At 59.1% G+C, this 22,924-nt stretch carries 22 protein-coding genes; 9 read left to right on the top strand and 13 right to left on the bottom strand.

Going from position 1 to position 22,924, the window contains the following annotated elements; all coding sequences use genetic code 11:
• Window positions 1-137 precede the first annotated feature (137 nt).
• Both D8779_RS01565 and sstT read right to left on the bottom strand, forming a co-directional pair.
• Window positions 138-419, bottom strand: coding sequence for a peptidylprolyl isomerase (locus tag D8779_RS01565; protein WP_136662721.1), 282 nt, complete (start codon window positions 417-419; stop codon window positions 138-140).
• Window positions 420-540: 121 nt separating this feature from the next.
• Window positions 541-1,761 (bottom strand): serine/threonine transporter SstT, encoded by a 1,221-nt coding sequence (sstT, locus tag D8779_RS01560; RefSeq protein ID WP_136662720.1) that lies wholly within the window; start codon window positions 1,759-1,761, stop codon window positions 541-543.
• Between the two features lie 263 nt (window positions 1,762-2,024).
• Here sstT and D8779_RS01555 point away from each other — a divergent pair, with 263 nt between their 5' ends.
• On the top strand, window positions 2,025-2,687 hold the full coding sequence (locus D8779_RS01555; protein ID WP_136662719.1) for a YceH family protein: 663 nt from the start codon (window positions 2,025-2,027) through the stop codon (window positions 2,685-2,687).
• Window positions 2,688-2,732: 45 nt separating this feature from the next.
• Here the strand turns inward: D8779_RS01555 and D8779_RS01550 are convergent, their stop codons facing one another.
• Complete coding sequence (locus D8779_RS01550) at window positions 2,733-3,044, bottom strand: phage infection protein (protein WP_136662718.1); 312 nt, start codon at window positions 3,042-3,044, stop codon at window positions 2,733-2,735.
• Between the two features lie 451 nt (window positions 3,045-3,495).
• Here D8779_RS01550 and D8779_RS01545 point away from each other — a divergent pair, with 451 nt between their 5' ends.
• The 4 genes from D8779_RS01545 to D8779_RS01530 all read left to right on the top strand — a co-directional run bounded on the left by D8779_RS01545 (window position 3,496) and on the right by D8779_RS01530 (window position 7,527).
• Window positions 3,496-4,737 (top strand): glutamine synthetase family protein, encoded by a 1,242-nt coding sequence (locus D8779_RS01545; protein ID WP_167492556.1) that lies wholly within the window; start codon window positions 3,496-3,498, stop codon window positions 4,735-4,737.
• A 164-nt stretch (window positions 4,738-4,901) separates the two neighbouring features.
• A complete protein-coding gene (locus tag D8779_RS01540) occupies window positions 4,902-6,230 on the top strand; it encodes an MFS transporter (protein WP_136662716.1) in 1,329 nt (442 codons plus the stop codon).
• The gene (locus D8779_RS01535; protein ID WP_136662715.1) at window positions 6,230-6,919 is read left to right on the top strand and encodes a TIGR04283 family arsenosugar biosynthesis glycosyltransferase; all 690 of its coding nucleotides are present in this window, start codon (window positions 6,230-6,232) and stop codon (window positions 6,917-6,919) included. Before D8779_RS01540 ends, D8779_RS01535 begins: the two co-directional genes overlap by 1 nt.
• Window positions 6,916-7,527: a TIGR04282 family arsenosugar biosynthesis glycosyltransferase gene (locus D8779_RS01530; RefSeq protein WP_136662714.1), complete on the top strand. Its 612-nt coding sequence runs from the start codon at window positions 6,916-6,918 to the stop codon at window positions 7,525-7,527. Before D8779_RS01535 ends, D8779_RS01530 begins: the two co-directional genes overlap by 4 nt.
• 21 nt (window positions 7,528-7,548) lie before the next feature.
• Here the strand turns inward: D8779_RS01530 and D8779_RS01525 are convergent, their stop codons facing one another.
• From D8779_RS01525 to flgA, 4 genes are all read right to left on the bottom strand, one after another.
• Window positions 7,549-8,295, bottom strand: coding sequence for a flagellar brake protein (locus D8779_RS01525; RefSeq protein WP_136662713.1), 747 nt, complete (start codon window positions 8,293-8,295; stop codon window positions 7,549-7,551).
• Window positions 8,296-8,375: 80 nt separating this feature from the next.
• Window positions 8,376-8,843, bottom strand: coding sequence for a flagella synthesis protein FlgN (locus D8779_RS01520; protein WP_136662712.1), 468 nt, complete (start codon window positions 8,841-8,843; stop codon window positions 8,376-8,378).
• Window positions 8,844-8,928: 85 nt separating this feature from the next.
• A complete protein-coding gene (gene flgM / locus D8779_RS01515) occupies window positions 8,929-9,273 on the bottom strand; it encodes a flagellar biosynthesis anti-sigma factor FlgM (RefSeq protein WP_136662711.1) in 345 nt (114 codons plus the stop codon).
• Window positions 9,274-9,428: 155 nt separating this feature from the next.
• Complete coding sequence (flgA, locus tag D8779_RS01510) at window positions 9,429-10,187, bottom strand: flagellar basal body P-ring formation chaperone FlgA (RefSeq protein ID WP_136662710.1); 759 nt, start codon at window positions 10,185-10,187, stop codon at window positions 9,429-9,431.
• A 73-nt stretch (window positions 10,188-10,260) separates the two neighbouring features.
• Between flgA and D8779_RS01505 the strand changes: the two genes are divergently transcribed.
• Together D8779_RS01505 and cheR are read left to right on the top strand one after the other, a co-directional pair.
• Window positions 10,261-11,193, top strand: a complete 933-nt coding sequence (locus D8779_RS01505) for a chemotaxis protein CheV (protein ID WP_136662709.1) — start codon at window positions 10,261-10,263, stop codon at window positions 11,191-11,193.
• A gap of 44 nt (window positions 11,194-11,237) precedes the next feature.
• On the top strand, window positions 11,238-12,065 hold the full coding sequence (cheR, locus tag D8779_RS01500; RefSeq protein WP_136662708.1) for a protein-glutamate O-methyltransferase CheR: 828 nt from the start codon (window positions 11,238-11,240) through the stop codon (window positions 12,063-12,065).
• Window positions 12,066-12,138: 73 nt separating this feature from the next.
• Here cheR and D8779_RS01495 read toward each other — a convergent pair whose 3' ends face one another.
• On the bottom strand, window positions 12,139-15,222 hold the full coding sequence (locus tag D8779_RS01495; protein WP_136662707.1) for a transglycosylase domain-containing protein: 3,084 nt from the start codon (window positions 15,220-15,222) through the stop codon (window positions 12,139-12,141).
• Between the two features lie 301 nt (window positions 15,223-15,523).
• On the opposite strand from D8779_RS01495, the gene D8779_RS01490 reads away from it, so the two are divergent.
• Entirely contained in the window at window positions 15,524-16,210 is a 687-nt protein-coding gene (locus tag D8779_RS01490) for a class I SAM-dependent methyltransferase (protein WP_136662706.1), read from the top strand.
• A gap of 16 nt (window positions 16,211-16,226) precedes the next feature.
• Here the strand turns inward: D8779_RS01490 and D8779_RS01485 are convergent, their stop codons facing one another.
• The 5 genes from D8779_RS01485 to D8779_RS01465 all read right to left on the bottom strand — a co-directional run bounded on the left by D8779_RS01485 (window position 16,227) and on the right by D8779_RS01465 (window position 22,379).
• On the bottom strand, window positions 16,227-16,556 hold the full coding sequence (locus tag D8779_RS01485; RefSeq protein ID WP_136662705.1) for a DHCW motif cupin fold protein: 330 nt from the start codon (window positions 16,554-16,556) through the stop codon (window positions 16,227-16,229).
• 30 nt (window positions 16,557-16,586) lie between these two features.
• Window positions 16,587-17,324 (bottom strand): glutathione S-transferase family protein, encoded by a 738-nt coding sequence (locus tag D8779_RS01480; RefSeq protein WP_136662704.1) that lies wholly within the window; start codon window positions 17,322-17,324, stop codon window positions 16,587-16,589.
• 129 nt (window positions 17,325-17,453) lie between these two features.
• Window positions 17,454-20,600, bottom strand: coding sequence for an efflux RND transporter permease subunit (locus D8779_RS01475; protein ID WP_136662703.1), 3,147 nt, complete (start codon window positions 20,598-20,600; stop codon window positions 17,454-17,456).
• A gap of 1 nt (window position 20,601) precedes the next feature.
• The gene (locus D8779_RS01470) at window positions 20,602-21,684 is read right to left on the bottom strand and encodes an efflux RND transporter periplasmic adaptor subunit (protein ID WP_136662702.1); all 1,083 of its coding nucleotides are present in this window, start codon (window positions 21,682-21,684) and stop codon (window positions 20,602-20,604) included.
• Window positions 21,685-21,689: 5 nt separating this feature from the next.
• Window positions 21,690-22,379 carry a TetR/AcrR family transcriptional regulator gene (locus D8779_RS01465; protein ID WP_240789660.1) on the bottom strand — a complete coding sequence of 230 codons (690 nt, stop codon included), beginning with the start codon at window positions 22,377-22,379 and terminating at the stop codon, window positions 21,690-21,692.
• 170 nt (window positions 22,380-22,549) lie between these two features.
• Here D8779_RS01465 and D8779_RS01460 point away from each other — a divergent pair, with 170 nt between their 5' ends.
• A complete protein-coding gene (locus D8779_RS01460) occupies window positions 22,550-22,879 on the top strand; it encodes a hypothetical protein (RefSeq protein WP_136662701.1) in 330 nt (109 codons plus the stop codon).
• Window positions 22,880-22,924: the final 45 nt, after the last annotated feature.

Below are 22,924 nucleotides of genomic sequence, written 5' to 3'. Positions count from 1 at the left end.
GATCCGCGGGTGCGAGAACAAAAGGCCGGCGAGTATACCTGGCTATTGCCTGCGGCTTGCGGTTGTTGGTCAGGTGTCGTGCATGCGAGGTGCTACACGAAGACGCTGGGCCTGGGCGGCCCAGCGAGCAAGCAGGATTAATCCTGGCGGCTGGTCACTTCCAGCAGGTGATAACCGAACTGGGTCTTCACCGGGCCCTGCACCACGTTGACCGGTGCGCTGAACACCACGGCGTCAAATTCTTTGACCATTTGACCTGGGCCGAACGAGCCGAGATCACCGCCGCTGCGGCTGGACGGGCAGCTGGAGTTGTCTTTGGCGACTTGGGCGAAGTCGGCACCGCCTTCGATAGCGGTTTTCAGTTCATTGCACTTGTCTTCGCTGGCAACCAGGATGTGACGGGCAGTGGCGCGGGCCATGGGATTACTCCATTTAAAGAAGGGGGATAAATAAATACGGGGCAAAGCCTACCGGAATCAGGCGGCTATTCAAACGCCAGACGACTAACGAGCATCGTCTGGCGCGCTGTGGGGCTGGGGGTTAGCCGCGTTGCTCTTCAGCAATGCAGGCGGCTGCGGTGAATAGCACGTCGGTGGAGGAGTTCAGTGCGGTTTCCGCTGAGTCCTGCACGATGCCGATGATAAAACCGACAGCCACCACCTGCATGGCCACGTCATTGGGGATGCCAAACAGGCTGCAGGCCAGGGGGATCAGCAGCAGCGAGCCACCGGCAACTCCCGATGCGCCACAGGCGCTGATGGAGGCAAGCAGGCTGAGTAGCAAGGCTGTCGGCAAGTCGACGGCGATGCCCAGCGTGTGCACGGCGGCCAGGGTCAGCACGGTGATGGTGATCGCCGCGCCGGCCATGTTGATGGTCGCGCCCAGCGGGATCGACACCGAGTAGGTTTCCTCATGCAGGCCCAGGCGCTGGCAGAGCTGTAGGTTGACCGGGATGTTGGCGGCCGAGCTGCGGGTAAAGAACGCGGTCAGGCCGCTTTCGCGCAGGCAGGTCAGCACCAATGGGTAGGGGTTGCGGCGGGTCTTGAAGTAGACAATCGCCGGGTTACTCACCAATGCGACAAATAGCATGCAACCCACCAGTACCAGCAGCAAATGCAGGTAGTCGAGCAGGGCGGACATGCCCGACTCAGCCAAGGTGGCCGCCACCAGACCGAAGACCCCCAAGGGCGCCAGGCGAATCACCAGCTTGACGATGCTGGTGACCGCGTTGGAAAGGTCCGCGAGCATCTGCTTGCTGCTAGGGCTGGCATGGCGCAAGGCAAAGCCCAGGGCGATGGCCCAAGCCAGGATGCCGATAAAGTTGCCCTTGAGCAGCGCGTTGATCGGGTTATCCACCACATTCAGCAGCAGGGTTTTCAGTACTTCGCTGATGCCGCCAGGGGGCGACAGCTCGGCGCTGTTGCTCACCAGTGTCAGGCTGGACGGGAAGGCAAAGCTGGCGGCCACGGCAATCAGCGCGGCGCCAAAGGTGCCGACTAAGTACAGCAACAGGATGGGCTTGATGTGGGTTTGCTGGCCTTGTTGATGGTTGGCAATCGACGCCGCCACCAGTACGAATACCAGCACCGGAGCTACGGCTTTCAGCGCCGAGACAAACACCGTACCGAGGAAGCTGACACTTGCCGCGGCTTCAGGCAGGAGCAGCGCCAGGGCAATGCCGGCAACCAAGCCGATGGCAATTTGCAGCACCAGGCTGGTGCGGTTGAGCAGTTGTAGAAGGGGGTGTTGGGCAGTGGTCATGGCATGCATCTCTACTTGGCGGGCAGGCCTGCGATCTCTTCCTATTGCTCGCCGGGCTTGGAGCGCCGGGGGGCTGGATGCATGGCTGCGTTGCGCGTTATGAGGCTTTTCGCGGGGGATGAAACAAGGCCACGCTGAAAAATAGCGCGCGACTTTAGCACAGCGCCCGCTATTTACCTGCAGCGCCATGGCCACAATGGCTGTGGCTATCAACCTACAGCCGGTCGGGCTAGGCTAGGTCTCTCCAAGACAGTGAGGTCGTTATGTCCAATGAAGGTGTGAGTGACGTGGCTCTTGAGCCCCTGACGGCAGCCGAAGCGCGGGTGCTGGGCTGCCTGATTGAGAAGCAACTGACCACCCCGGAAGCCTATCCATTGACCCTCAACGCGTTGGTGCTGGCATGCAACCAGAAAACCAGCCGCGAGCCGGTGATGAACCTGACTGCAGGCCAGGTCGGGCAGGCTTTGCGCAGCCTCGAAGGGCGCGAGTTGGCCCGATTAGTTATGGGCAGCCGCGCGGACCGTTGGGAGCACCGCGCCGATAAAGGCCTGGAGCTGGTGGTCGCGCAGGTTGTACTGCTGGGTTTGTTACTGCTGCGTGGGCCGCAAACGGTTAATGAGTTACTCACGCGCAGCAGTCGCATGCATGCGTTCGAGGATGCCGAGCAGGTGCAGCACAATCTTGAGCGACTGATCAGCCGTGAACTGGCGTGCCTGCTGCCGCGTCAGACCGGGCAACGTGAGGATCGCTACATGCACGTGCTGGGTGATCCCGCCGATTTACAGGCGGCGCTGGAGGCCAAAGCCAGTGAGCCAAACCGGCCGTCGAGTAATGCGCAACAAGACAGCCGAGTTGATGCGCTGGAAGCGCGAGTGGCGGAGCTGGAGCAGCGGCTTGCGCAGTTGGAGGCGGCCTTAAACGCATAAAGCACCCCAAGGGTGCCTTATGCGAGAGGTAAAGCGGGGGTGGTGTTAGCTGGTGCGCATGCCGGGTGTGCGCTCCGCGCCCCCTTCGGCAACGCGGTTCAGACCTGTGCGGTCGGCTCCGTCTGCCGCTACGCGTATGCCCGGCGTGCGCTCGGCCCCATCTTCTGCGATGCGTAAGCGTTCTTGCAGGCGATCAGCCCCGCCTTCTGTTTGCAGGTTGCGACCCAAGCCCAGCTGGGTGTGTACGCTGCTATCCAGCATTTCGCCGAGTAATGGTTGCGGGTTGTTCTGCGGTAACGCGAAAGCGCTGGCGGACAGGCTGGTCAGGATCAGGGCGGTGAGAATTTGCTTTTTCATGTTCAGGCTCCTCGTAAGGGCGGGTCGTCAGTGAGTACGGGTCCATATTACTTACGAAAAATTGATGAAGAAGTGCAGGCTGGGCATGGTAATCATCGATGCCGTTGATAGTTGATTTTTTTCTATGTAAATCAGTTAACTAGTATTTTTTAAATTAGAAAAAAGCGTAGTTTCCTCGAGGTTTTCTGTCTTTCTATATATATCGATTAAGTTGATGTGTATGCCCATATGTTGTGGGCTTTTTTGATCACTTGGATAGCTCTGCTTGATATTTCGAACGGCTGATGCGTATTTTGTACGCTTCAGCCGTTCAACTACGGTTATTTTGCGCAAATAAGGACAACAGCAAATGAACACCCTCGACCGCACCGCCCTGGCTGAACTGCTGCGTGGTGTTGATGAAATCGAATGCGTGACTCCAGATTTGAATGGGGTGCCGCGCGGCAAGGTGATGACCGCTGAGGGGTTTCTCGAGGGGCGGCGGTTGCAGTTGGCGCGGGGGGGGTTGCTGCAATGCATGATGGGCGGCTACCCGGCCGCGCGTTTTTACGGCAGCGATGACGGTGACTTGGCGTTGAATGCCGAGCCCACTCAGATTCACCGTTTGCCTTGGGCGGATACGCCACGAGCGCTGGCTATCTGTGATGCCGATGAGCTGGATGGCCGCAGCTCTGGGTTGTCGACCCGCGGTTTACTCAAGCAGGTAATTGCACGCTATGCAGCGCACGGGTGGCAGCCGGTGGTGGCGACCGAGCTGGAGTTCTTTGTGTTTGCGCCCAACACCGATCCGCAAAGAGCATTCCAGCCACCGCAGGGGCTCGATGGTCGTCGTGAGGACGGCGGCTCGGCCTTTAGCGTGAGTTCCAACAACGGCCTGCGTCCGTTCTTCCGTGAGGTTTATCAGTGCATGGCGGCGCTGGGTTTGCCGCGCGATACCTTTATGCACGAGATGGGCGTCAGTCAGTTCGAGATCAACCTGTTGCATGGCGATCCGTTGCTGTTGGCCGACCAGACCTTTCTGTTCAAACACCTGCTCAAGGAAGTGGCGCTCAAGCATGGGCTGAGTGTGGTGTGCATGGCCAAGCCACTGGCACACACACCGGGCAGCTCCATGCATGTTCATCAGAGTGTGGTGGAACAAGGCAGTGGGCAGAATATTTTCAGCGCGGCCGATGGCCAGGCAACGCCGGCGTTTTATCAGTTTATTGCAGGGCAGCAAGCGGCCATGGCCGACTTCACGTTGTTGTTTGCTCCGCATGTGAACTCTTATCAGCGCCTTTGCCATCCTTACGCGTCGCCGAACAACGCCTGCTGGTCTGAGGATAATCGCGCAGCGGGGTTGCGTATTCCGGCCAGTGCCCCAGTGGCGCGGCGGGTCGAGAACCGCTTGCCAGGCGCTGATGCCAACCCGTATTTGGCGCTGGCGGCAAGTCTGGCAGCGGGCTTGTACGGGATGGAGCAGCGGTTGCAGCCCAGTGCGCCGATTCAGGGCGAGTTCGAAGTACCCGATGAATTGGCGCTACCCTGTACCATGCACGCCGCGATTGAGCGTCTCAAGCGCAGTGATCTGGCGTTGGAACTGTTCGGTAAAGAGTTTATCGAAGGCTACATCGCCAGCAAGACCATGGAGCTCACCAGCTTCTTTGATGAAATTACTCCGTGGGAGCGCCGTGTGCTGGCGGCCCACGCCTGAGAACCTGTCTACGATCTACTGCAAGCTGGTTTTGCGGGGCCAGCCCTAGGCTGTTACTAACGTAGTGCCTTGCCGGGCTCGAGCTCGCGAGATCGTAAACAGAATCTAACGCCTGGCCGCCGAGCATAGTTTTGGCGGCTCTCTATGGAGCCATGTGCCGTCCCATGTCTGTGATCCTTAAATCATTCAGTTCGCTGTATTTCGCCACCTTGTTGATGCTCTTGGGCTCAGGTTTATTGAGTACCTACCTCGCATTGCGTCTGGCGGAAACGGCCGATGGTCTTTGGGTCGGTGCGCTGATGGCGGCTAATTATCTGGGGCTGGTGCTGGGCGGCAAACTGGGGCATCGATTGATTGCCCGCGTCGGCCATATCCGGGCTTATGTCGCTTGTGCCGGTGTGGTGACCGCTGCCGTGCTGGGGCATGGCCTGAGCGATTGGCTACCCAGTTGGTTGTTACTGAGGGTGTTGGTGGGTTTGGGCATGATGTGCCAGTACATGGTGATCGAGAGCTGGCTCAACGAGCAGGCCGAAACCAGCCAGCGTGGGCAGGTATTTGCCGGCTATATGGGGGCTTCCTACTTAGGCTTGATCTTGGGGCAGCTCGTGCTGGTCGTGCATCCGGCGCTCAGCCTTGAGCTGCTGATGCTGGTGGCGCTGTGTTTTGCGCTGTGTTTAGTGCCTGTGGCATTGACCCGTAAGTTACACCCTGAGCCTCTGCACCCAGCACCCTTGGACATGCGCTTTTTTCTCGACCGCGTGCCACTGTCATTAACCACTATCGTGGTCGCGGGGTTATTGATCGGCTCGTTCTACGGTCTGGCGCCGCTGTATGGCACGCGGATGGGGCTGTCCACTGAGCAGATCGGCCTGTTTATGGGGTGCTGCATCATTGCTGGTCTGGTGGTGCAGTGGCCGCTGGGCTGGCTGTCTGATCGTCATGATCGGGTACGTTTGATTCGTGGTTGCGCCGCTCTGCTGGCGTTGGCAGCTTTGCCACTGGCGATCTTGCCGCAGGCCACTCTGCCGCTGTTGTTTGTGGTTGGCTTTCTGGTGTCTGCGCTGCAGTTCAGCCTGTATCCATTGGCGGTGGCGCTGGCTAATGACCATGTTGAGGCTGAGCGCAGGGTTTCGTTGACCGCCATGCTGCTGGTGACTTTTGGCGTGGGCGCCTGTATTGGCCCGCTGTTGGCGGGGGTATTGATGCGCTTCTTAGGCGCAAATATGCTTTACGCCTTCGTCTGTGTGGGCTCTTTGATCTTGGTGATACGCGTACGGCCTGAGCGCGTGACCCACCTGCACCAGGTGGATGATGCGCCGCTGCACCATATTCCGATGCCCGATAGCACCACCAGTTCGCCGCTGACAGCAGCACTCGATCCGCGTGTGGATGAGCAGGTGGTGCATGAGCAGATGCATGACAACAGCCCTGCGCCGGACGCGGGCGTTGAGTCTGCAACTGAGTCATCCGCCCAGCAAGAGATGCGCATGTGATGCCGCAGCTCAGCGTGATAATCCCCGTGCGTAATGAAGCGCAGGTGTTACCGCGCTTGCTGGACGATTTGTCTGCTTTGCGTGCTGCCGGAGCGGAGCTGATTGTGGTCGACGGCGGTAGCAGTGACGGCACCTGCGAGTTGGCATTAGGGCGAGTGGACCAACTGCTTAGGTCCGCCCCAGGCCGCGCGCTGCAGATGAACGCCGGTGCGGCGGTAGCCCGTGGCGAATACCTATGGTTCGTGCATGCCGATACGCGGGTCAGTGCCGAGTCGCTTAGTCGCTTGCAGAGTGTGCTTGGTGAGCGTCCGCTGTGGGGGCGTTTTGATGTGCGTTTGTCCGGGGGAGGGCTGGCGTTTCGGGTGATTGGTTGGATGATCAACCTGCGTTCTCGGCTTACCGGCATCGCTTCGGGTGATCAGGGGATATTTGTTACCCGGCAGGGGTTTGACGCCTTAGGTGGTTATGCGTCGATTCCGCTGATGGAGGATTTACAGCTGTGTCGGCGCTTGAGGGTGCAGGCTCGCCCGCGTTGCCTGCGCCCACCACTGTCGACCTCCAGTCGGCGCTGGGAGGAAAAAGGTATCTGGCGTACCGTGGTGCTGATGTGGTGTCTGCGTTTGGCTTATTACTGCGGTGTGAGTCCAGAAAAACTGGCTCGCCAGTACCGTCGAGGGTCGTTGCTATGAATCTTTCGATCTCACTGCACATGCTTGCACGTGCCCCCGTGGCAGGGCAGGTGAAAACGCGCCTGATTCCAGCGCTGGGGCCTCAGGGGGCCTGTGATTTACAGCAGCTGTTGCTGGAGCGTGCTTTGCAGTTACCTGCGCATGGCTTCAGTGAGCGGTTTTTATGGTTGGACGATTTGCCCAGTGCAGACCTACAGGCGTTAGCGCAGCGTCTTGGCTGGACGCTGGTCGAACAGCCGGCTGGTGATCTGGGTGAGCGTATGCGTCGTATTGCGACCCTGGGATTGGCAGAAAGCGATGCCGTAATTCTGATCGGCAATGACTGCCCTGCGATAGATGGCGACTATCTGCAGGCGGCGTGTAAAGCGCTGCAAGAACAAACGGTGGTGATCGGCCCGGCAGAAGATGGCGGTTATGTGCTGTTGGGGTTGCGCCGTATGGATGCCACTTTGTTCAGTGATATGCCATGGGGGACTGAGCGAGTTTTCAATATCACACTGAAGCGCTTACAGCAGCTGGGTTGGCCCCCGGCGCTGCTGCCCATGCTATGGGATGTAGACCGACCTGAGGACTTGCCGCGGTTGGCTGAACTGAATATCCAAATTTAGCCGGCTATATCACAGCGCTTGCTAGAAAAGACCGTCGCCATCTGCTCGCGCCTCGCGCTGTAATTGAAAGACGAAGCGCTCGACCTGGCGTTGCTCCTGGCCGCTGATACGATGAAAGCGCGCGCCTACAAAGGTAGTGTCAACCTTATCTTCGTATTGCACATGGCGTATTTCAACGGGCGTAGTCATGACGCCAAATGGAAACCGTGCTGAAAAGCTTTCATGGACTTGGCCGGCTTGCAGGCTGCTGCTGATGTCGCCAGGAAATCGTAACTTGCAACCGGTGGCAGAGATATCCAGCAACTGCCCCGGTAAAGCCGTGCGTAGCTTGTTGCCCGCGAGTTCAATCTTGATTAATTCGGCTTGCTTAAGTGGTGCGCGATAAGCACTGCGGCGCTGGTGATACAGCACCTCGGTCGGCATCGGACTGAAGTAGCAGCGCGCACCTTGATGCTCGGCAATGCGCACGTTCTGCTCACATTTCCAGGCGACCCGAACACCATCGTGGAAGGCTTCGACACTGAAGGTTTCGCCACTGATCAGGTAGCGTTCGCCGTCGCTCGGCATCAGCTCATCGAGAATCAACAGGTTTTTATCGCGATCAGCCTCGATCACGTAACTCTGGAAGCGCTGATTGCGTTCGTGGAAGGTGATGATCAGTGGGTCGTGGTCTTGTTGCAGTTGGCGCAGGTTGGCAACTATTTCCAGGGGTGCCTTAAGCACCTTGGGGGGTTGCGGGCCATCTTCCTGGCTAAAGGGGCTGGACACAGTCCGTAACTCTCCGAGCAAATGCAATGGCACTAGCATACTGGCTATATGACAGTATGTCCCCTGTGCCTTTTAAAGGTTTAGGCCTGGCTGAGCGGGCGCTGGTGGCCGATTCTAGCGGCACTGCCGCGGCTGTCATAGAGGCTGGGTGTGTCATTGCCGCGCAGAATGCCGAGCATACTGTTGGCTGAGGCCTGGCTGGAGCGGATTAATCGACCGTTGCGCAGGTTGGCTGCCTGGCAGCGTTCTAATAGAGCATTGAGCTGATCGCCACGCTCAAGCAACAGTTCGCCGTGACTGGATTGTGCTGCAAGTGCTTGCAAGCCGGCGCGGTCGGCGCTGAGGCTGAGGCCGGTGAGCAGCTGGCTGCGTTCCTTGCCGTGCTGGTCGAGTTGCGCTAACAACGGCAGTTTTTCCGTGAGAATACTCTGCAGGTGAGGCAGGTCACGGTCACTGAGGGCTTTGAATTCGGTGTCGATCAATTCAAGCAATTTCTCGGCGGTGCCGATATCGTTGCTGAACAGTTCAAGCAGGGCGGTGTCGTGCATGGCGGGCTCTTCGGGGTAACAAACGCTTCAGCACATGGCATGAAGTGTCTATTGGGCGGCCAATTACCCCAGCGTAGCCCGATGACTAGCGCTGGGATTCGAAATTAAGCAGTTTGCTGGCGACGCGCTGGCTATCAACTTGGTAGCTGCCGTCATCAATCGCCTGTTTCAGTTGGGCAACACGTTCTTTATTGACGCTAGGCTGATCGCGCAGTTTTTCACTGACTTTTTGCAGCTGTTGGGCTTCGCGGCTCAGTTGCACCGGTTCACCGCTTTTGCCGGCTTGCTGGGCCTGGGCGGCGGTGCTGGGTACGTTGCCAGGTTGTTTGTTGCCGATGGCTTCATTCTGACCACCTGCTTGTGCACTGCCGGTACGCCCCGAGTTGGCTGGCGTTGCGGCATTGTTGAGCCGGTTGATGTCGATGACCATGATGCAAAACCTCGAACAGTGTTTGGACGCTTGCCTGGTTGTCGGCCTTACCCTGGAAAACTTTAGGGCAAAAAATGTGCGCCCGATAACAGTCTAAACGCAGTGTGGGTAATCGTCAGCTCACTGAGTGCACAAAGTTAAAACAAGAATCATGCCTACATTGCCACCTCAACCTGTCCAGGCCCGACTACACGGGCCCTGATCACGCGATTGGAGCGTTGATTGCGTACGCTGATCTGCTTGCCAAGCGTGCCGTCCGACAAGGCTTCGCCTGGCATACGCACGCTGATGCCCCCGCTGCGTGCACTGATAACCACATAATCACCTTTGCGTATCGCTTCGGCTAATTGAACATGGTTCGGCGCAAGAACCTGGTCGGGTAGCAGCGAGCGCGTCAATTTTTTGCCAAGTGCCTGTCGGAGTGCCGTTAGATAGCCCTGATTGAGTAGCCCAACATCACGTTCGGCCAGCACGATATCCATTTCTGTCAGTAGATTGTCGCGTTTGAGCGGACGATTGGCGATCACCACCTCACGGTACAAACGCACTTGCCCAGGCACGAACACCGTCCACGGTGCATCCCCTTCGCAGCGTACGCGCAAGGTCACGCGACCAATGGGCTCGGCAGGGCTTTCCAAAGTGGTGGTCAGTGGTTGTGCACACAATGGCAGGCGCAGGCGAGGGTCGAGCCGATTGATTTGAACCTCATGGCGGCCAGCTATGTTGCTACGCTGTAAATAATCACTCACCGTTTGCTCAAGAAAAACTTCCCCAGCGCCGATAAGTTGTTCGGGTCGTGTGAAGTCGGCTGTTGCCATTGCGCTATAGCCGAGTGCCAGCAAAGCGGGTACAACTGCCAGCCAGTAGCGGCATTTTGCCAGTGAGCGTCGGTTAGTTGTCGTTTCAATGTTCATATGGGTTAGATAGCAAGGCGCGTGCCGCCTGCTACGCTGACAGCAATCTGTTACTCAAATAAGGAGTTTGGGTATGGCCGGTGTGATGGATTCGGTTAACCAGCGAACTCAGTTGGTTGGACAGAATCGTTTGGAGTTGCTGCTGTTTCGTCTGAACAGCAATCAGTTGTATGGCATCAACGTGTTTAAGGTGAAAGAGGTGCTGCAATGCCCGAAGCTCACCATCATGCCGAAATCCAGCCCTGTCGTGCGCGGTGTGGCCAATATCCGTGGCGGTACTATCCCGATTCTTGACTTGTCCATGGCGACTGGTAGTGCGCCGCTGGCCAATATCGACAACAGTTTTGTGATCATTACGGAATACAACACCAAGGTTCAGGGTTTTCTGGTGCAATCGGTCGAGCGCATCGTCAATATGAACTGGGAGTCGATTCATCCACCACCCAAGGGCACTGGACGTGATCACTACCTGACAGCGGTGACCCATCTGGATGACAAGATGGTCGAAATCATCGACGTCGAGAAAATTCTCGCTGAGGTGGCGCCGACATCAGAAGTCATCTCCGAAGGTATATTGGACGCCCGCACGCAAGCACGGGCAGTGAGTATGCGCGTGCTGACCTGCGATGATTCTTCTGTGGCGCGCAAACAGGTCACGCGCTGCCTGGAGACCGTTGGTGTCGAGGTGGTGGCGCTGAACGACGGACGTCAGGCGTTGGATTATCTTAAGGCCATGGTCGAGGAGGGGCGTAAGCCTGAGGAAGAGTTCCTCATGCTGATTTCCGACATCGAGATGCCTGAAATGGATGGCTATACGCTGACGGCGGAGATCCGCGCCGATCCGCGTCTGCAAAAGCTGCACATCATCCTGCATACTTCGCTCTCTGGCGTGTTTAACCAGGCCATGGTGAAGAAAGTGGGCGCAGATGATTTTCTCGCCAAGTTTCGTCCAGATGACCTGGCTGCACGGGTAGCTGAACGCATCAATATTGCGGCAGGGGACTGAGGGCTTCGCCCTCAGTGAAACATATGTCCGTCGAGGCCTCGCGAGTGTCTACAGGTAATTTGGATTTCGAGCAGTTCCGGACCTTCCTGGAAAAAACCTGCGGCATCCTGCTTGGTACTAACAAGCAGTATCTGGTTTCCAGTCGACTCAACAAGTTGATGGACCAGAACAGCATCAAGACTCTGGGTGAGTTGGTGCAGCGCATGCAGAGCCAGCCACGCAGCGGTTTGCGTGAACAGGTGGTCGATGCCATGACCACTAATGAAACACTGTGGTTTCGCGATACTTATCCGTTCGAGGTGTTGAAAAACCGCGTGCTGCCGGAGATTATCAAGGCCAGTCCGGGCCAGCGTCTGCGCATCTGGTCGGCGGCTTGCTCCTCTGGTCAGGAGCCTTATTCGCTGTCGATGACCATTGAGGAGTTCGAGAAGACCAACATCGGCCAGCTCAAGGGTGGTTTGCAGATTGTTGCCACAGATCTTTCACCGACGATGTTGGCTAACTGTAAGTCGGGTGAATACGACAGCTTGGCGATGGGGCGCGGACTTTCCCAGGAACGCTTACAGCGTTACTTCGATCCGAAAGGGCCGGGGCGCTGGGTGATCAAGCCTGCTATCCGTAGCCGCATTGAGTTTCGACCGCTGAACCTGCTCGACAGTTACGCCAGTCTGGGCAAGTTCGATGTGGTGTTCTGTCGCAATGTACTGATTTACTTCTCGGCTGAGGTGAAGAAGGACATTCTCACGCGTATTCATGCCATGTTGAAACCAGGCGGTTACTTGTTTCTAGGGGCCTCGGAGGCGCTCAATGGCCTGCCTAGCCATTACCAGATGGTGCAGTGCAGCCCAGGGATCATCTACAAGGCGAAGTAATAGTTGCCGGGTTCAAAAAAACGGGAGGCCAATGGCCTCCCGTTTTTTATTGTCGGCAATGTTGTTTCTGACCTTACAAGGCGCTGGTCTGGACGGCGGGTATGGGTGGCAGGCATTGGCTGTGCGTTCCTGGTTCAAGGTAAGGCAGCAGTATCGGCGCCATACCCTTGAGCACCTGTACAGGTAGCGCCGAGGTGAAACGGAAGTTTTCGGCAGCGCGCCCCGGGACGAACGCGGTAAGGGTGCCGTAGTGGTGTTGCCCTAGGTAAAACACAAAGGTCGCAGTGCGGTTCATTGCCCGCGAGCTGAGCACCCGGCCGCCGGCGCCAACGGTTTCGATACGGTTATCACCGGTCCCCGTTTTGCCGCCGACCTTGAGGGGCTGACCGTCAGCCTGAGTGAAGCTGCCGAGCAAGCGGCGCGCGGTGCCAGCTTCAACCACGTCGGCGAGGGCGCTGCGCAGGGCGGCCGCGACCTCGGGGGCCATGACGCGCTTGCCCACGATATGGTCGCGGACTACCAAGGTGTCGTAAGGCGTATCGGCGGCGAAATGCAGGCTGTCGATACGGGTCGCGGGTTGGCGAATACCGTCGTTCTGGATAATGCCGACCAGCTCGGCGAGTGCTGCTGGACGATCGCCGGAGCTGCCGATGGCAGTGGCCAGCGAAGGCACTAGATGGGCAAAGGGGTAGCCGAGGTTTTGCCAGCGTCGGTGAATGTCGAGGAAGGCCTCCACCTCAAGCATGATGCGAATGCGACTGTCGCGAGCGCTCTTGTGACGGCTGCGAAATAGCCAGCCGTAGACTTCCTGGCGCTCATCCTGGCTGGCGGCCACTGCGTTGCTGAAGGTGGCTTGCGGTTGCTCGATCAGGTAGCCCAGTAGCCACAGTTCAAGCGGGTGGACGCGGGCGATATAACCCTGATCCGGCAGGCTGTAGGCTCCGGGGCCGTAGCGTTTATAGAGCTCGGTTATGCGCTTATCGCTGAGCTTTTCCTGGGGCAGGTACTTACGCAGGAAGGCGGCGAAGATGGCTTCGTCCGCATGCGGCATCAGGTAGCGATGCACGGCCGCAAGCCGCACCGAGGTGTGACGCAGGCCGTTGAGAAAGGTGTCCAGGCGCTGTTGCTCGGGTTGATCTTGGTACTTGCGCCAGAAACGCAGCAAGAAGGTCTTTCCCTCTCGGTCGGCAAAATCATGCAGGTAAGCCAGGCGGCGCGGGTCCTTATCGTCACTGAGCAGTTCGGCGCTGTTACTTGGCCCCTGATAGGTGCTGTAACGCACCAGGTCACGCATTAGGCGGATAAACGGCAGGTTGAGTGATTCACGCAGGGCTACGCGCATGCTGGCAATGCGCTGATTATCTTCGCGGCGAAAGTTAGCGAAGGTGTGAATGCCGCCACCGGTGAAGAACCGCTCGCCAGGGTTGGCTGAGTATTGGCGCTCCAACGCGGCGTCGAGCATCGTCGACAAGCTCGCGTTGGGCGTGCTCTGCAAGTAACTAATAGCCCAGCGAGTCAAGTTGTCCTGAGCGTTAACGGCACGCAACTCACTGGCGCTTTGCCCGGCATGCCGCTGGTGCAGTTCGGCGATGATTTCCAGGTAAGTGGCCAGCACCCTGAGCTTGGCGGTGGAGCCCAGTTCCAGCTTGCTGCCTTCATTGATGTCGAACGGCTGATCGGTGCTGTCGGTCTGCACCCGCACCACGCTGCCGTTACTGGTGCGTTCGAAGAGGGTGAAGCTGTAGCGCACGTCGGCGGTTTTTTCCGGCGACAGCAGGCGTTCGCCAAACAGGCCGAGCTGCCCGGCAAATTCCGGGTCGGCCAATTGCTGCAGGTAGTGGCTGGCGGCTTGCTGCAGCTCGTTGTTCAGCGTGCTGGTGGCGCTCAGGTCGAGGCGATCAAGGTCATACAGCGGCATGTTGAGCATGGCTGACAGCCGCGCCCGCGAAACGCTGATGCCTTTGTTACCGTCCACCACCTGCAGGTTGGGCTCCAGGGCCCAGTCACGATAAGTGAGTGGCTGGTTTAGTGCCGCATCGCGCAGCGCTAAGTCGATCAAACCACCGCCTGCCAGCAGGCGGATATGGCTGTCGGTCAGTTCGGCCAGGTCATTGCGGCCCTGAGCCAAGTAATAAGAGGGGCGGCGCTGGGCAATCATCAGAGCTAGCACCTGACGCAAGGCCAAGCCGCGCTCCTGAGTGGTGGCTTCGGGCGAGCGAGCCGGGTCGAGCAACAGATTAACCCGGGCAAAGTCCGCGCCGAACCAGATGCGTAAGCCGTCGGCCAGGCCGTGCACTTCGCCGTGTCCGGGTGCAGCCGAGAGCGGCACGCTATTGAGGTAGTCGCGCACGATATTTTCCCGCGCAGCCAGGGTTTGCTGGCCGCCTTGGTAAGCGCGCACGCTGGCGGAAAGCATCTGCCGTAGTTTTTCTGTGGCCGAAAGCGTTAGACCGTCCGGTGAGTGGCGGTATTTTTCCAATTGGGTGGCCAGGGTGCTGCCGCCCGCCGATTGGTCCTGCATATCCAGCAGCTTGCCGACCTGAGAAATGGCCGCCATAACGAAGCGTGGCCAGTCTACCGCCGGGTTGGCCAGCGGCTGCTCGGGGTCGAGCAGTTTGCGGTTTTCGATAAACAGCAGGCTGCCGGCTACCAGCGGCGGGATGGTATTGAAACTGGGGTAGCGCTGCTGTGGATAACGGAATTCGTAGAAGGGCGTACCGCTGCAATCGCTGATGCGCAGGCCGCTCTGGATTTTCTCCGGGTAGGGTATAAACAGGCCGCGTTGGGCATAGTCGAGTAAGGCCGGGGAGAACTGCGCCTGTTGTTGCACGATAAAGTCGCGCTGACCGAGACGCTCCAGCATCAAGGGTAGGTAGGTGTAACCCTGGCGCTTATCGAAGGGGCCTTCCTTGGGGTAGATGATCGATGGGCTGGGGCCTGGCTTGACCCGGTAACTGAGGGTTTGCGCGTAGCGGCTGAGTTCCTGGGCCTGAAAGCGCGAGGTGCGCACTTCCTCGACAAGCAGTAGGCCGGCAGCGATGCACAGCAGCAGAGCGAGAAGCCAGAAGGTGACCTTCAGCTTACTGGTGCGCTTGCGCCGGTTGGGTTGCTCGCCGGCTGGCAGGGTGGTGATGTCGAGTTGCCAAGGTGCGCCCATATTCATTTAGCCTGATGTACTCATCCATAGGTTTGACAGGTTGCTGAATAACATCAGCGGGCTTGAACACTGAGCTCCTCTCAGCTGGCCACTGTTTGCAGTTTAGCCGCTGGTACATGGAGCAGGCAGGGATGGGCTTGGCAGACAGAAGTTTTTTTGTGGGTTTTTATGCGCTGGCACGTGGATTAAGTGATCAGCGGCAACACAAATGCCCGGCAACTGGCGCAGGATTGCCCTTGGCGCTGCGTGCAACTGCAGATTGCTAGAATTTTGCCGTGACGGAACAGGCGACGAGTGAGCGATGCAACGCGACCATCGGGAGCAACTCAACCTCAGCTGGCAGGCCAATGCCGATGCCTGGACGGCGGCCGTGCGCGAGCAGCGTATCGAGAGCCGCCGGCTGGTGACTGATGCGGCCATCGTTCAGGCGATTCTGGCCTTGGCCCCCACACGCGTACTGGACCTGGGCTGTGGCGAGGGCTGGTTGTGCCGTGGGCTGGTCGAGCATGGCATCGAGGCGGTTGGCGTGGATGCCTCGGCGCCGCTGATTGCCGTGGCGCAGCAGGCCGCGAGTGGTGCATCGCAGTATCGTGTGTGCGGCTATGCGGAGCTGCAGAATCAGGCACAACAGCTGGGCCGCTTTGACCTGCTGGTGTGCAATTTCGCCCTACTCGAAGAGCCCCTGGCGCCAACCTTGAATGCTCTGCATGGCTTGCTGGCTGAAGATGGCCGGCTGCTGATCCAGACCCTGCATCCTTGGCGCGCCTTCAATGACGTGGGTTACCGCGACGGTTGGCGGGTGGAAACCTTTGCCGGCTTTGGTGAGGGGTTTGCCCAGCCGATGCCCTGGTTCTTTCGCACGTTGGAGTCCTGGCTGGGGCTGTTCAGCGACACCGGTTGGCGCCTGCAATGGCTGCAGGAGCCGTTGCACCCGGAGAGCGAGCAGCCAGTGTCGCTGCTGATGCTGCTCAGTTCCGAGCGCAACTGAGAGGTCTGATCAAGCATCAATCGACGATAAACAGCCGTGCCCCGCCAGGGGTGGACGAGCGATGCGCCTCGGCCTGGTCGGCGACCTGATAGCTCATGCCCGCCGTCATCACAAAGCGCCGGCCATCTTCCAGTTCAGTGTGCAGCTCGCCTTCTAGGCATAGCAGGATGTGACCTTTGTGGCACCAGTGATCGGCCAGGTAGCCGGCGCTGTACTCGACCATTCGTACGCGCAGCGCGCCAAATACCTGGGTGCGCCAATAGGCCATGCCGGTTTCGCCCGCATGCTCGCTGCGCTCGATCTGGCTCCAGTCGGTGACGCCGAAGGGAATATCGCTGATGTTCATCTATGCAGCCCTTTGGTTTGAGTCGATTGCTCAGCGGCGCTGACGGTCTTCGGCATAACGGCGCAGTACCCATTGCCCGGCCGGGTGGGCGTGTAGCTCATCGAGAAAGGTCTGGGTCTTGTCGTCATGCCCGGCGACACCTTCCCACGGCGTGCCGGCGGGGGTGAATAACGGGGCGAACAGCGCAGCGGCACTGATATCGGCCAGTGTTAGCTGTTCACCGACCAGGTAGCGCGACGGGTCGCCATGTATGCGCGATTCGATCAGCGCCAAACCTTCAAGCAGTTCGGCTTGAGATTTAGCCACCCGCTGCGGGGTTACGCCATAGAGTTTCTGCACGCCATTGATCAGCACCGGCTTCATCAAGTCGCGTAGGCCCAGCAGTGGGCGGTAGACCTTGAGCATGGCGTGCATCACCGAGTCCCATTGTTTGATCTGGCCGTACAGCCAGCGACGCACGTGTACGCCCAGGCGGTCGAACTGCTCTTCCAGTGCCAGCACGTCGGCGCGTTGTGCGGCATCAGCCGGAAGCAGTGGGCGTTCCGGGTAGCGCTGTTCCAGATAGAGGGCGATTTGCGTGGAGTCGCCAATGATGCGGTCGCCATCCTGGAGGATAGGGAGGGTAACGATGCCGGCCAGGCGTTTGCTTTTCAGCCGGTGCAGGCCGGGGAACAGGTTGTCCACCTGAAAGTCGAGGCCCTTGTGATCCAGGTGCCAGCGAGTTTTTTCGCAGTAGTGGGAAATCGGGAACTGATAAAGCGTGCGCATGGTGGGCCCTCGACAATAGTGCGCCGAGTGTACGGGCTGTTACGCCGACTACCCAGTCGTAACCGGCAGTCCAGGCTTTCGTTGGGGGAGGGTGCGTGCGCCCAGGCCATTGCTGACCTGGGCTACGGGTTAGGGCGTGCGTTGCAGCTCGGTCTGACCGGTTGTACGGGCCAGCAAATGTTCCGGCAGGTCGAGCAGGTCATCGTCGAAGGTTTCCAGCGGCGGTGGACGCCGCTCGAAGCGCGAGCCGAGCACCAGCAGGCAAGGCGTCAGCAACAAGGTCAGCACGGTGGCGAAGGTCAGGCCGCCGGCAATCGCACTGGACAGCTGCGTCCACCACTGGGTCGAGGGTGCGCCAAAGCCCAGGCTTGGGGTGAGCAGGTCGACATTGACCCCGACCATCATAGGGATCAACCCCAGTACCGTGGTTACCGCGGTGAGCAGTACTGGGCGCAAACGCAGGCTACCGGTTTCCAGCGCAGCGGCGCGTGGCTCCAGGCCCTGACGACGCAGCTGGTTGTAGGTGTCGATCAGGATGATGTTGTTGTTCACCACAATCCCGGCCAGGGCAATCAGGCCCATACCGACCATGACGATGCCGAACGACTGGCCATTGACCAGCAAACCCATCAACACCCCAGCCGTCGACAGCACGATGGCCGAGAGCACCAGCAGTGATTGGTAGATGCTGTTGAACTGGGTCACCAGGATGATAAACATCAGGAAGATCGCCACCAGAAAGGCGGTGCCGAGGAAGGTGGCGGCTTGTTGTTGATCCGCGCCTTCGCCGGCCACTTTAATCTGCACGTTGCTCGGTGGCGTGCCCATGGCTTTAACCAGGGCTTGTTGGCGCTCCGTGAGCTGCGCACCTTCGGCCAGATCGGCTTGCAGGGTGATGGTGCGGTTACCATCGACCCGCCGCAGGGTGCCAACCTTGGGCGCCTGTTCAAGCGAAACGAAGTTGCTCAGCGGGACCTGCCCGGCCGGTGTGTTAAGGGTCAAACGACCCAGCTGATCGAGGGAGCGCCAGTTGGCGGGAAGACGCACGCGGATATCCACTTCATCAGTGGCATCTTCCGGGCGATAAGTCGCCAACTTGAGGCCATTAGTAACCATTTGTACGGCATTGCCCACGCTCAAAATGTCGGTGCCGAAGCGGGCGGCGGCTTCGCGGTCGACCTTGATCCGCCATTCGATGCCCGGCAGCGCGCGGTCGTCCTCAATGTCCTTGAAGCCGCCAATGCGCTGCATGGAGTCGCGCAGCTGGTCGACATACTGATCGGCCTGTTGCAGGTCCGGGGAGCTGATCTGCAGCTTGAATGGCTTGCCGCTGCTCGGACCTTCCTCTTGTTTGCGGAACTCCAGAATAATGCCGGGGATGTCCGCTGTACGCGCGCTCATGTCTTCAAGAATCTTGCTGGCCGAACGCCGCTCATGCCACTCGACGAATTGAAACTGCAGGGTGCCGATCACGTCCGCCCCCAGCTGACCATCTGGTTGCGCCAACGAGCGGGCATACAGTGCCTTGACTTCACTCATGCCGAGCAAGCGTTTTTCCACCTTCTGCAGCAGAACGTCCTTTTCCTGGACTGACAGGTCACCACGGGCGCGCAGCCAGATTTGGGCGCTTTCCGGCTCAGTTTCGGGGAAGAACTCCACGCCATGGTTGAAGCGCCCATAGGCGGTGTAGATCAGCGCAATCACTGCGAGCATGCCGAGCAGAGTCAGCCCTGGGCGCTTCAGTAAGGTGCCGAGCAGACGGCGATAACCGACGGCGCCGCGGCCGGGTTGAGTTGCTTGCGGCAGTGGTTGGCCGCCGGTGACCGCGCCGAGTACCGGCAGAAATACCAGCGCCATGGCCAGCGAGGCCAGCAGGCAGACAATCACCGTGGCTGGCAGGTATTTCATAAATTGGCCGACCACACCGGGCCAGAACAGCAGTGGCAAAAACACCACCAGGGTCGTGGCGGTAGAGGCGATCACCGGCCAGGCCATGCGCGTGGCGGCATTCGCCCAGGCCTGGCGTGGCGTCTGCCCTTGGTGCAAATAACGGTCAGCCAGCTCGGAGACCACGATGGCGCCGTCCACCAGCATGCCGGCGACCAAAATCAGGCTGAACAGCACGACGATATTGAGGGTGAAACCAAGCGCCCAGATCAGCAGGATGCCGGTAAGAAAAGCGCCAGGAATAGTCAGGCCGACCAGCAGCGCCGAGCGCATGCCCATGCTCGCCACCACCAGAATCAACACCAGCACAATGGCAGTCATCACGTTGTTGAGCAGGTCGCTGAGCATGCTCTGCACCTGTTGCGACTGGTCCATGATGTAGCTGACCTTGAGGCCTTCCGGCAGTAGCGGCTGCGCCTTGACCATCAGCGCTTTGACTTGCTCGATGGTGGCGATGATGTTGGCGCCACTGCGCTTGGAAACCTCCAGCACCACCGCCGGTTGGCCGTTAATGCGTGCGTAGCCGGTGGGGTCCTTGAAAGTACGGTGGATGGTGGCGACATCACCGAAGGTCACCACGCTGTTGCCCACCACCTTGATCGGCATGCTGAGGACATCTTCGAGGTCTTCGATAACGCCTGGAACCTTCAAGCTCATGCGCCCCGCGCCGCTGTCCAGGCTGCCGGCCGCGACCAGGCGGTTATTGCGGCTGATCAGGTTGAACAGTTCGTTGTAATCAATGCCGTAGCTGTCGAGCACCTGAGGATCGACGACAATTTCCAGCAGGTCTTCACGGTCGCCGCCAATTTCGACGGACAGCACCTCGGCGATGCCTTCGACGTTCTCTTTCAAACGGCGGGCGATATACACCAGCTCGGTCTCGGCAATCGGCCCGGACAGGCCAATCGACAGCACCGGGAACAGCGCCACATTGACTTCATTGACCGTGGGTTCCTCGGCTTCCTCCGGCAGTTTGCTGCGGGCGGTATCGACCTTCTCGCGCACATCGGCAAGGGCCAGTTTGGCATCGAAGCCCGCATCGAACTCCAGGGTCACCGAGGCGTGGCCTTCGTTGGCGATGGAGCGCATTTCCTTGATCCCTTCGAGGCTGCGCAGCTCCTGTTCCAGTGGTCGTACCAGAAGACGCTCGGCATCCTCCGGGCTGATGCCTTCAAGCGTGACCGAGACATAGATGATCGGGATGCTGACATCCGGGTTGGCTTCTTTGGGGATGGCAAAATACGCCGCAAGGCCGCCGAGCATCAGAAACATCAGCAACAACAGGCTGGTGCGGCTGCGATCCAGCGCCGCAGCGATCAGGCTGTGCATATCAGCTCCCCCCTTTGGCCAGCTGGCTAATCACCTGCTGACCCGGCTCGACAAAACCTTGCCCAAGGGTAATCAGCGCCACTTTGGGCGGCAGGCCGCTGACCCAGGCGCCCTGGTTGTCGACGCTGATCAGTTGCACTGGGGTGAACTCGACTCGTTGCTGCTCATTGACCCACTTGACGCCATGCCGGCCGGCTTTATCCAGGCTCAGTAATGCTGGGGAAATACGGTGGGCCAGGGATTCGCCGGTCTGAATATGCAGCGTCGCACTGGCACCGGTCAGGCGCAGAGACTTGGGGTTGTCGACCTTGACCTCGATGCGGAAGCTGCGTGAGTCAGGGTCGGCCGCCGCGGCGATAAAGTGCAATTCACCCTGTAATTCACGGCCATCGAGCAGCTCGATTTTTACCGTTTGGCCGAGCGTCAGCTGTGTCACTTCTTGTTGGGCGATCTGGGCGCTGACCTTGAGCTGGCTGATATCGACCAGGGTCAACAGACTTTGACCCGGCTGCACAAAATCACCCAGTTCGACCAAGCGCTGATCGTAGGTGCCGGCGAAGGGAGCCGTAATTTGCGTATTACTCATTTGAATGCGGGCCAGGTCCAGCTCGGCGCGTGCTTTGGCCAATTCGCTTTGCAGGCGGATTAATTCGTTGGCGGAAACCATGTTGCGTTCACGCAGGCGGACTGCCGCTTTGGCATCGGCATCGCGCTGACGCACATCGGCTTCGCCACGGGCAACCTGAGCTGGACGGTTATCGCCAGACAGGCTTAACAGCAGTTGGCCTTTTGTCACCGTGCTGCCTTTATCTTGGTCCAGGCGGGTGACACTGCCGCTGACTTGAGCACGCAGCTCGACCCGGCGCCAGGCCTCGACTTGGCCCTGTACTACATGCTGACGCTGCATGGGCTCGGCTTGCAGCCACTGGATCTCGACCTTGCTCAGCCCCGGTTCTGCTGTCTCTACATCAGCACTGGCAGTCTCTTGAGCTTTAAACAGCGAACCACTGATGAGCCACAGCACAAGCAGCAGACTGATGGCGACGGCGATCAACCAGGGACGTTTGGACAGCTGACTGAACATGAGGGTTACTCGTGGCTAAGAGGGTGAGTAAGTAGGGCGGTCGCCTGGGCACGCAGGCCGGCAATGATGAAATCAGTCACGCGGGCGAAATAGTCATCCAGGGCAATCGGCTCGGCCCAATGCGAGAAACCACCCGAGGCAATACGCGCCATCACGCCATTGACACAAGCTTCCACGCCCCACAGCAGGTTTTGGCAATCCGTCTGACTAAGGACCTGGTTGTTTAGGGTGACGCTGAGCATGTCGCCGAAAAACAGCTGGTATTGGTGTTCCATGTCGATGAATTGCTGGCGATAAGGAGCTTCCAGGCGCTCCTGAAACTCCGGACGATCGCAATGCAGGCACAGTTGCGCTTGGATCGGGTTGGCCATCATCTGTTCGAAGGCGCGGCGGATCACGCGGCGCATGGCGTCCTGCGCTGGGCTGGCGGCGTGCAGGTCGCGCAGCTCTACTAAGTTTGCCTGGCTAAGGTCGAGTACCAGGCGGGCATACAAGGCTTCCTTGCTGGGAAAGTGCTTGTACACCGTGCCTTTACCGATACCCGCAGCGATGGCCACTTCGGCAATGGTGACGCGGTCCCAGGGCTGTTCGGCAAACAGCTGCCGCGCCGCATCGAGCAGGGCGTTTTCGCGTTGTTCAAACAGCTGGTCTTGATAGCGCATAGGGATGTCTTTGGCGTTGTGACTGCTGGTCATGCTATGACCGTTGGTCACGATGAGCAAGTGCCGAGTTGTTTCAGACTGTGCGAGAGCGTGCCGCGAGGTTGCTGAACGGTGTGCGGCTCAGGACTTGGCATGTGAAACAGGGGTGGCCCAGGACTGTTATGCCAATTGTTCAAATCGAGGCGCAGGGCTAGACTGCCGTCATGAATGACTATCGTCGTGCTTGTTTGGTCTTGCTGCTGTCGCTGATTCTGCCTTTGCAGAGCCTGGCGGGCCTGTTGCAGGCGGGTGAAATTTGCCCGCCGGACTACGGCAGCCAACAGCAGATGGATTGCTGCGACGAAATGAATATGCCCGCCGGCAACCCGCCGTGCCTGGATATGCTCAAGTGCTCTACGGCTAGCTTGCCATTGCTGGATGCCCAGCGACTTAAGCTTAGCTTCCGTACACCTGACCCCAGCCCCCTCTGGCTGACGCAGACTGTGCTTCCTTCACAGCCGCTGGCTGCTCCCTGGCGCCCTCCGCGCGTCTGATTCCTGCTCCGTAATAAACGCCACCGTGCCGTTATGGCTGCACGG

This window comes from Pseudomonas leptonychotis (genome assembly GCF_004920405.1).
GTDB lineage: Bacteria > Pseudomonadota > Gammaproteobacteria > Pseudomonadales > Pseudomonadaceae > Aquipseudomonas > Aquipseudomonas leptonychotis.
Note: the sequence above shows the minus strand (reverse complement) of the source record. Positions and strands in the feature narration are given on the sequence as shown.

What these genes read in the sequence shown, in the direction of transcription:
- D8779_RS01480 (WP_136662704.1), bottom strand. Translation starts at nt 17,324, where the DNA reads ATGCGCACGCTTTATCAGTTCCCGATTTCCCACTACTGCGAAAAAACT.
- D8779_RS01520 (WP_136662712.1), bottom strand. Translation starts at nt 8,843, where the DNA reads ATGCACGACACCGCCCTGCTTGAACTGTTCAGCAACGATATCGGCACC.
- flgM (WP_136662711.1), bottom strand. Translation starts at nt 9,273, where the DNA reads ATGGTCATCGACATCAACCGGCTCAACAATGCCGCAACGCCAGCCAAC.
- D8779_RS01490 (WP_136662706.1), top strand. Translation starts at nt 15,524, where the DNA reads ATGCAACGCGACCATCGGGAGCAACTCAACCTCAGCTGGCAGGCCAAT.
- D8779_RS01465 (WP_240789660.1), bottom strand. Translation starts at nt 22,379, where the DNA reads ATGACCAGCAGTCACAACGCCAAAGACATCCCTATGCGCTATCAAGAC.
- D8779_RS01470 (WP_136662702.1), bottom strand. Translation starts at nt 21,684, where the DNA reads ATGTTCAGTCAGCTGTCCAAACGTCCCTGGTTGATCGCCGTCGCCATC.
- D8779_RS01530 (WP_136662714.1), top strand. Translation starts at nt 6,916, where the DNA reads ATGAATCTTTCGATCTCACTGCACATGCTTGCACGTGCCCCCGTGGCA.
- D8779_RS01565 (WP_136662721.1), bottom strand. Translation starts at nt 419, where the DNA reads ATGGCCCGCGCCACTGCCCGTCACATCCTGGTTGCCAGCGAAGACAAG.
- D8779_RS01475 (WP_136662703.1), bottom strand. Translation starts at nt 20,600, where the DNA reads ATGCACAGCCTGATCGCTGCGGCGCTGGATCGCAGCCGCACCAGCCTG.
- D8779_RS01460 (WP_136662701.1), top strand. Translation starts at nt 22,550, where the DNA reads ATGAATGACTATCGTCGTGCTTGTTTGGTCTTGCTGCTGTCGCTGATT.
- D8779_RS01550 (WP_136662718.1), bottom strand. Translation starts at nt 3,044, where the DNA reads ATGAAAAAGCAAATTCTCACCGCCCTGATCCTGACCAGCCTGTCCGCC.
- sstT (WP_136662720.1), bottom strand. Translation starts at nt 1,761, where the DNA reads ATGACCACTGCCCAACACCCCCTTCTACAACTGCTCAACCGCACCAGC.
- D8779_RS01495 (WP_136662707.1), bottom strand. Translation starts at nt 15,222, where the DNA reads ATGGGCGCACCTTGGCAACTCGACATCACCACCCTGCCAGCCGGCGAG.
- D8779_RS01535 (WP_136662715.1), top strand. Translation starts at nt 6,230, where the DNA reads ATGCCGCAGCTCAGCGTGATAATCCCCGTGCGTAATGAAGCGCAGGTG.
- D8779_RS01545 (WP_167492556.1), top strand. Translation starts at nt 3,496, where the DNA reads ATGACCGCTGAGGGGTTTCTCGAGGGGCGGCGGTTGCAGTTGGCGCGG.
- D8779_RS01505 (WP_136662709.1), top strand. Translation starts at nt 10,261, where the DNA reads ATGGCCGGTGTGATGGATTCGGTTAACCAGCGAACTCAGTTGGTTGGA.
- flgA (WP_136662710.1), bottom strand. Translation starts at nt 10,187, where the DNA reads ATGAACATTGAAACGACAACTAACCGACGCTCACTGGCAAAATGCCGC.
- D8779_RS01485 (WP_136662705.1), bottom strand. Translation starts at nt 16,556, where the DNA reads ATGAACATCAGCGATATTCCCTTCGGCGTCACCGACTGGAGCCAGATC.
- D8779_RS01540 (WP_136662716.1), top strand. Translation starts at nt 4,902, where the DNA reads ATGTCTGTGATCCTTAAATCATTCAGTTCGCTGTATTTCGCCACCTTG.
- D8779_RS01555 (WP_136662719.1), top strand. Translation starts at nt 2,025, where the DNA reads ATGTCCAATGAAGGTGTGAGTGACGTGGCTCTTGAGCCCCTGACGGCA.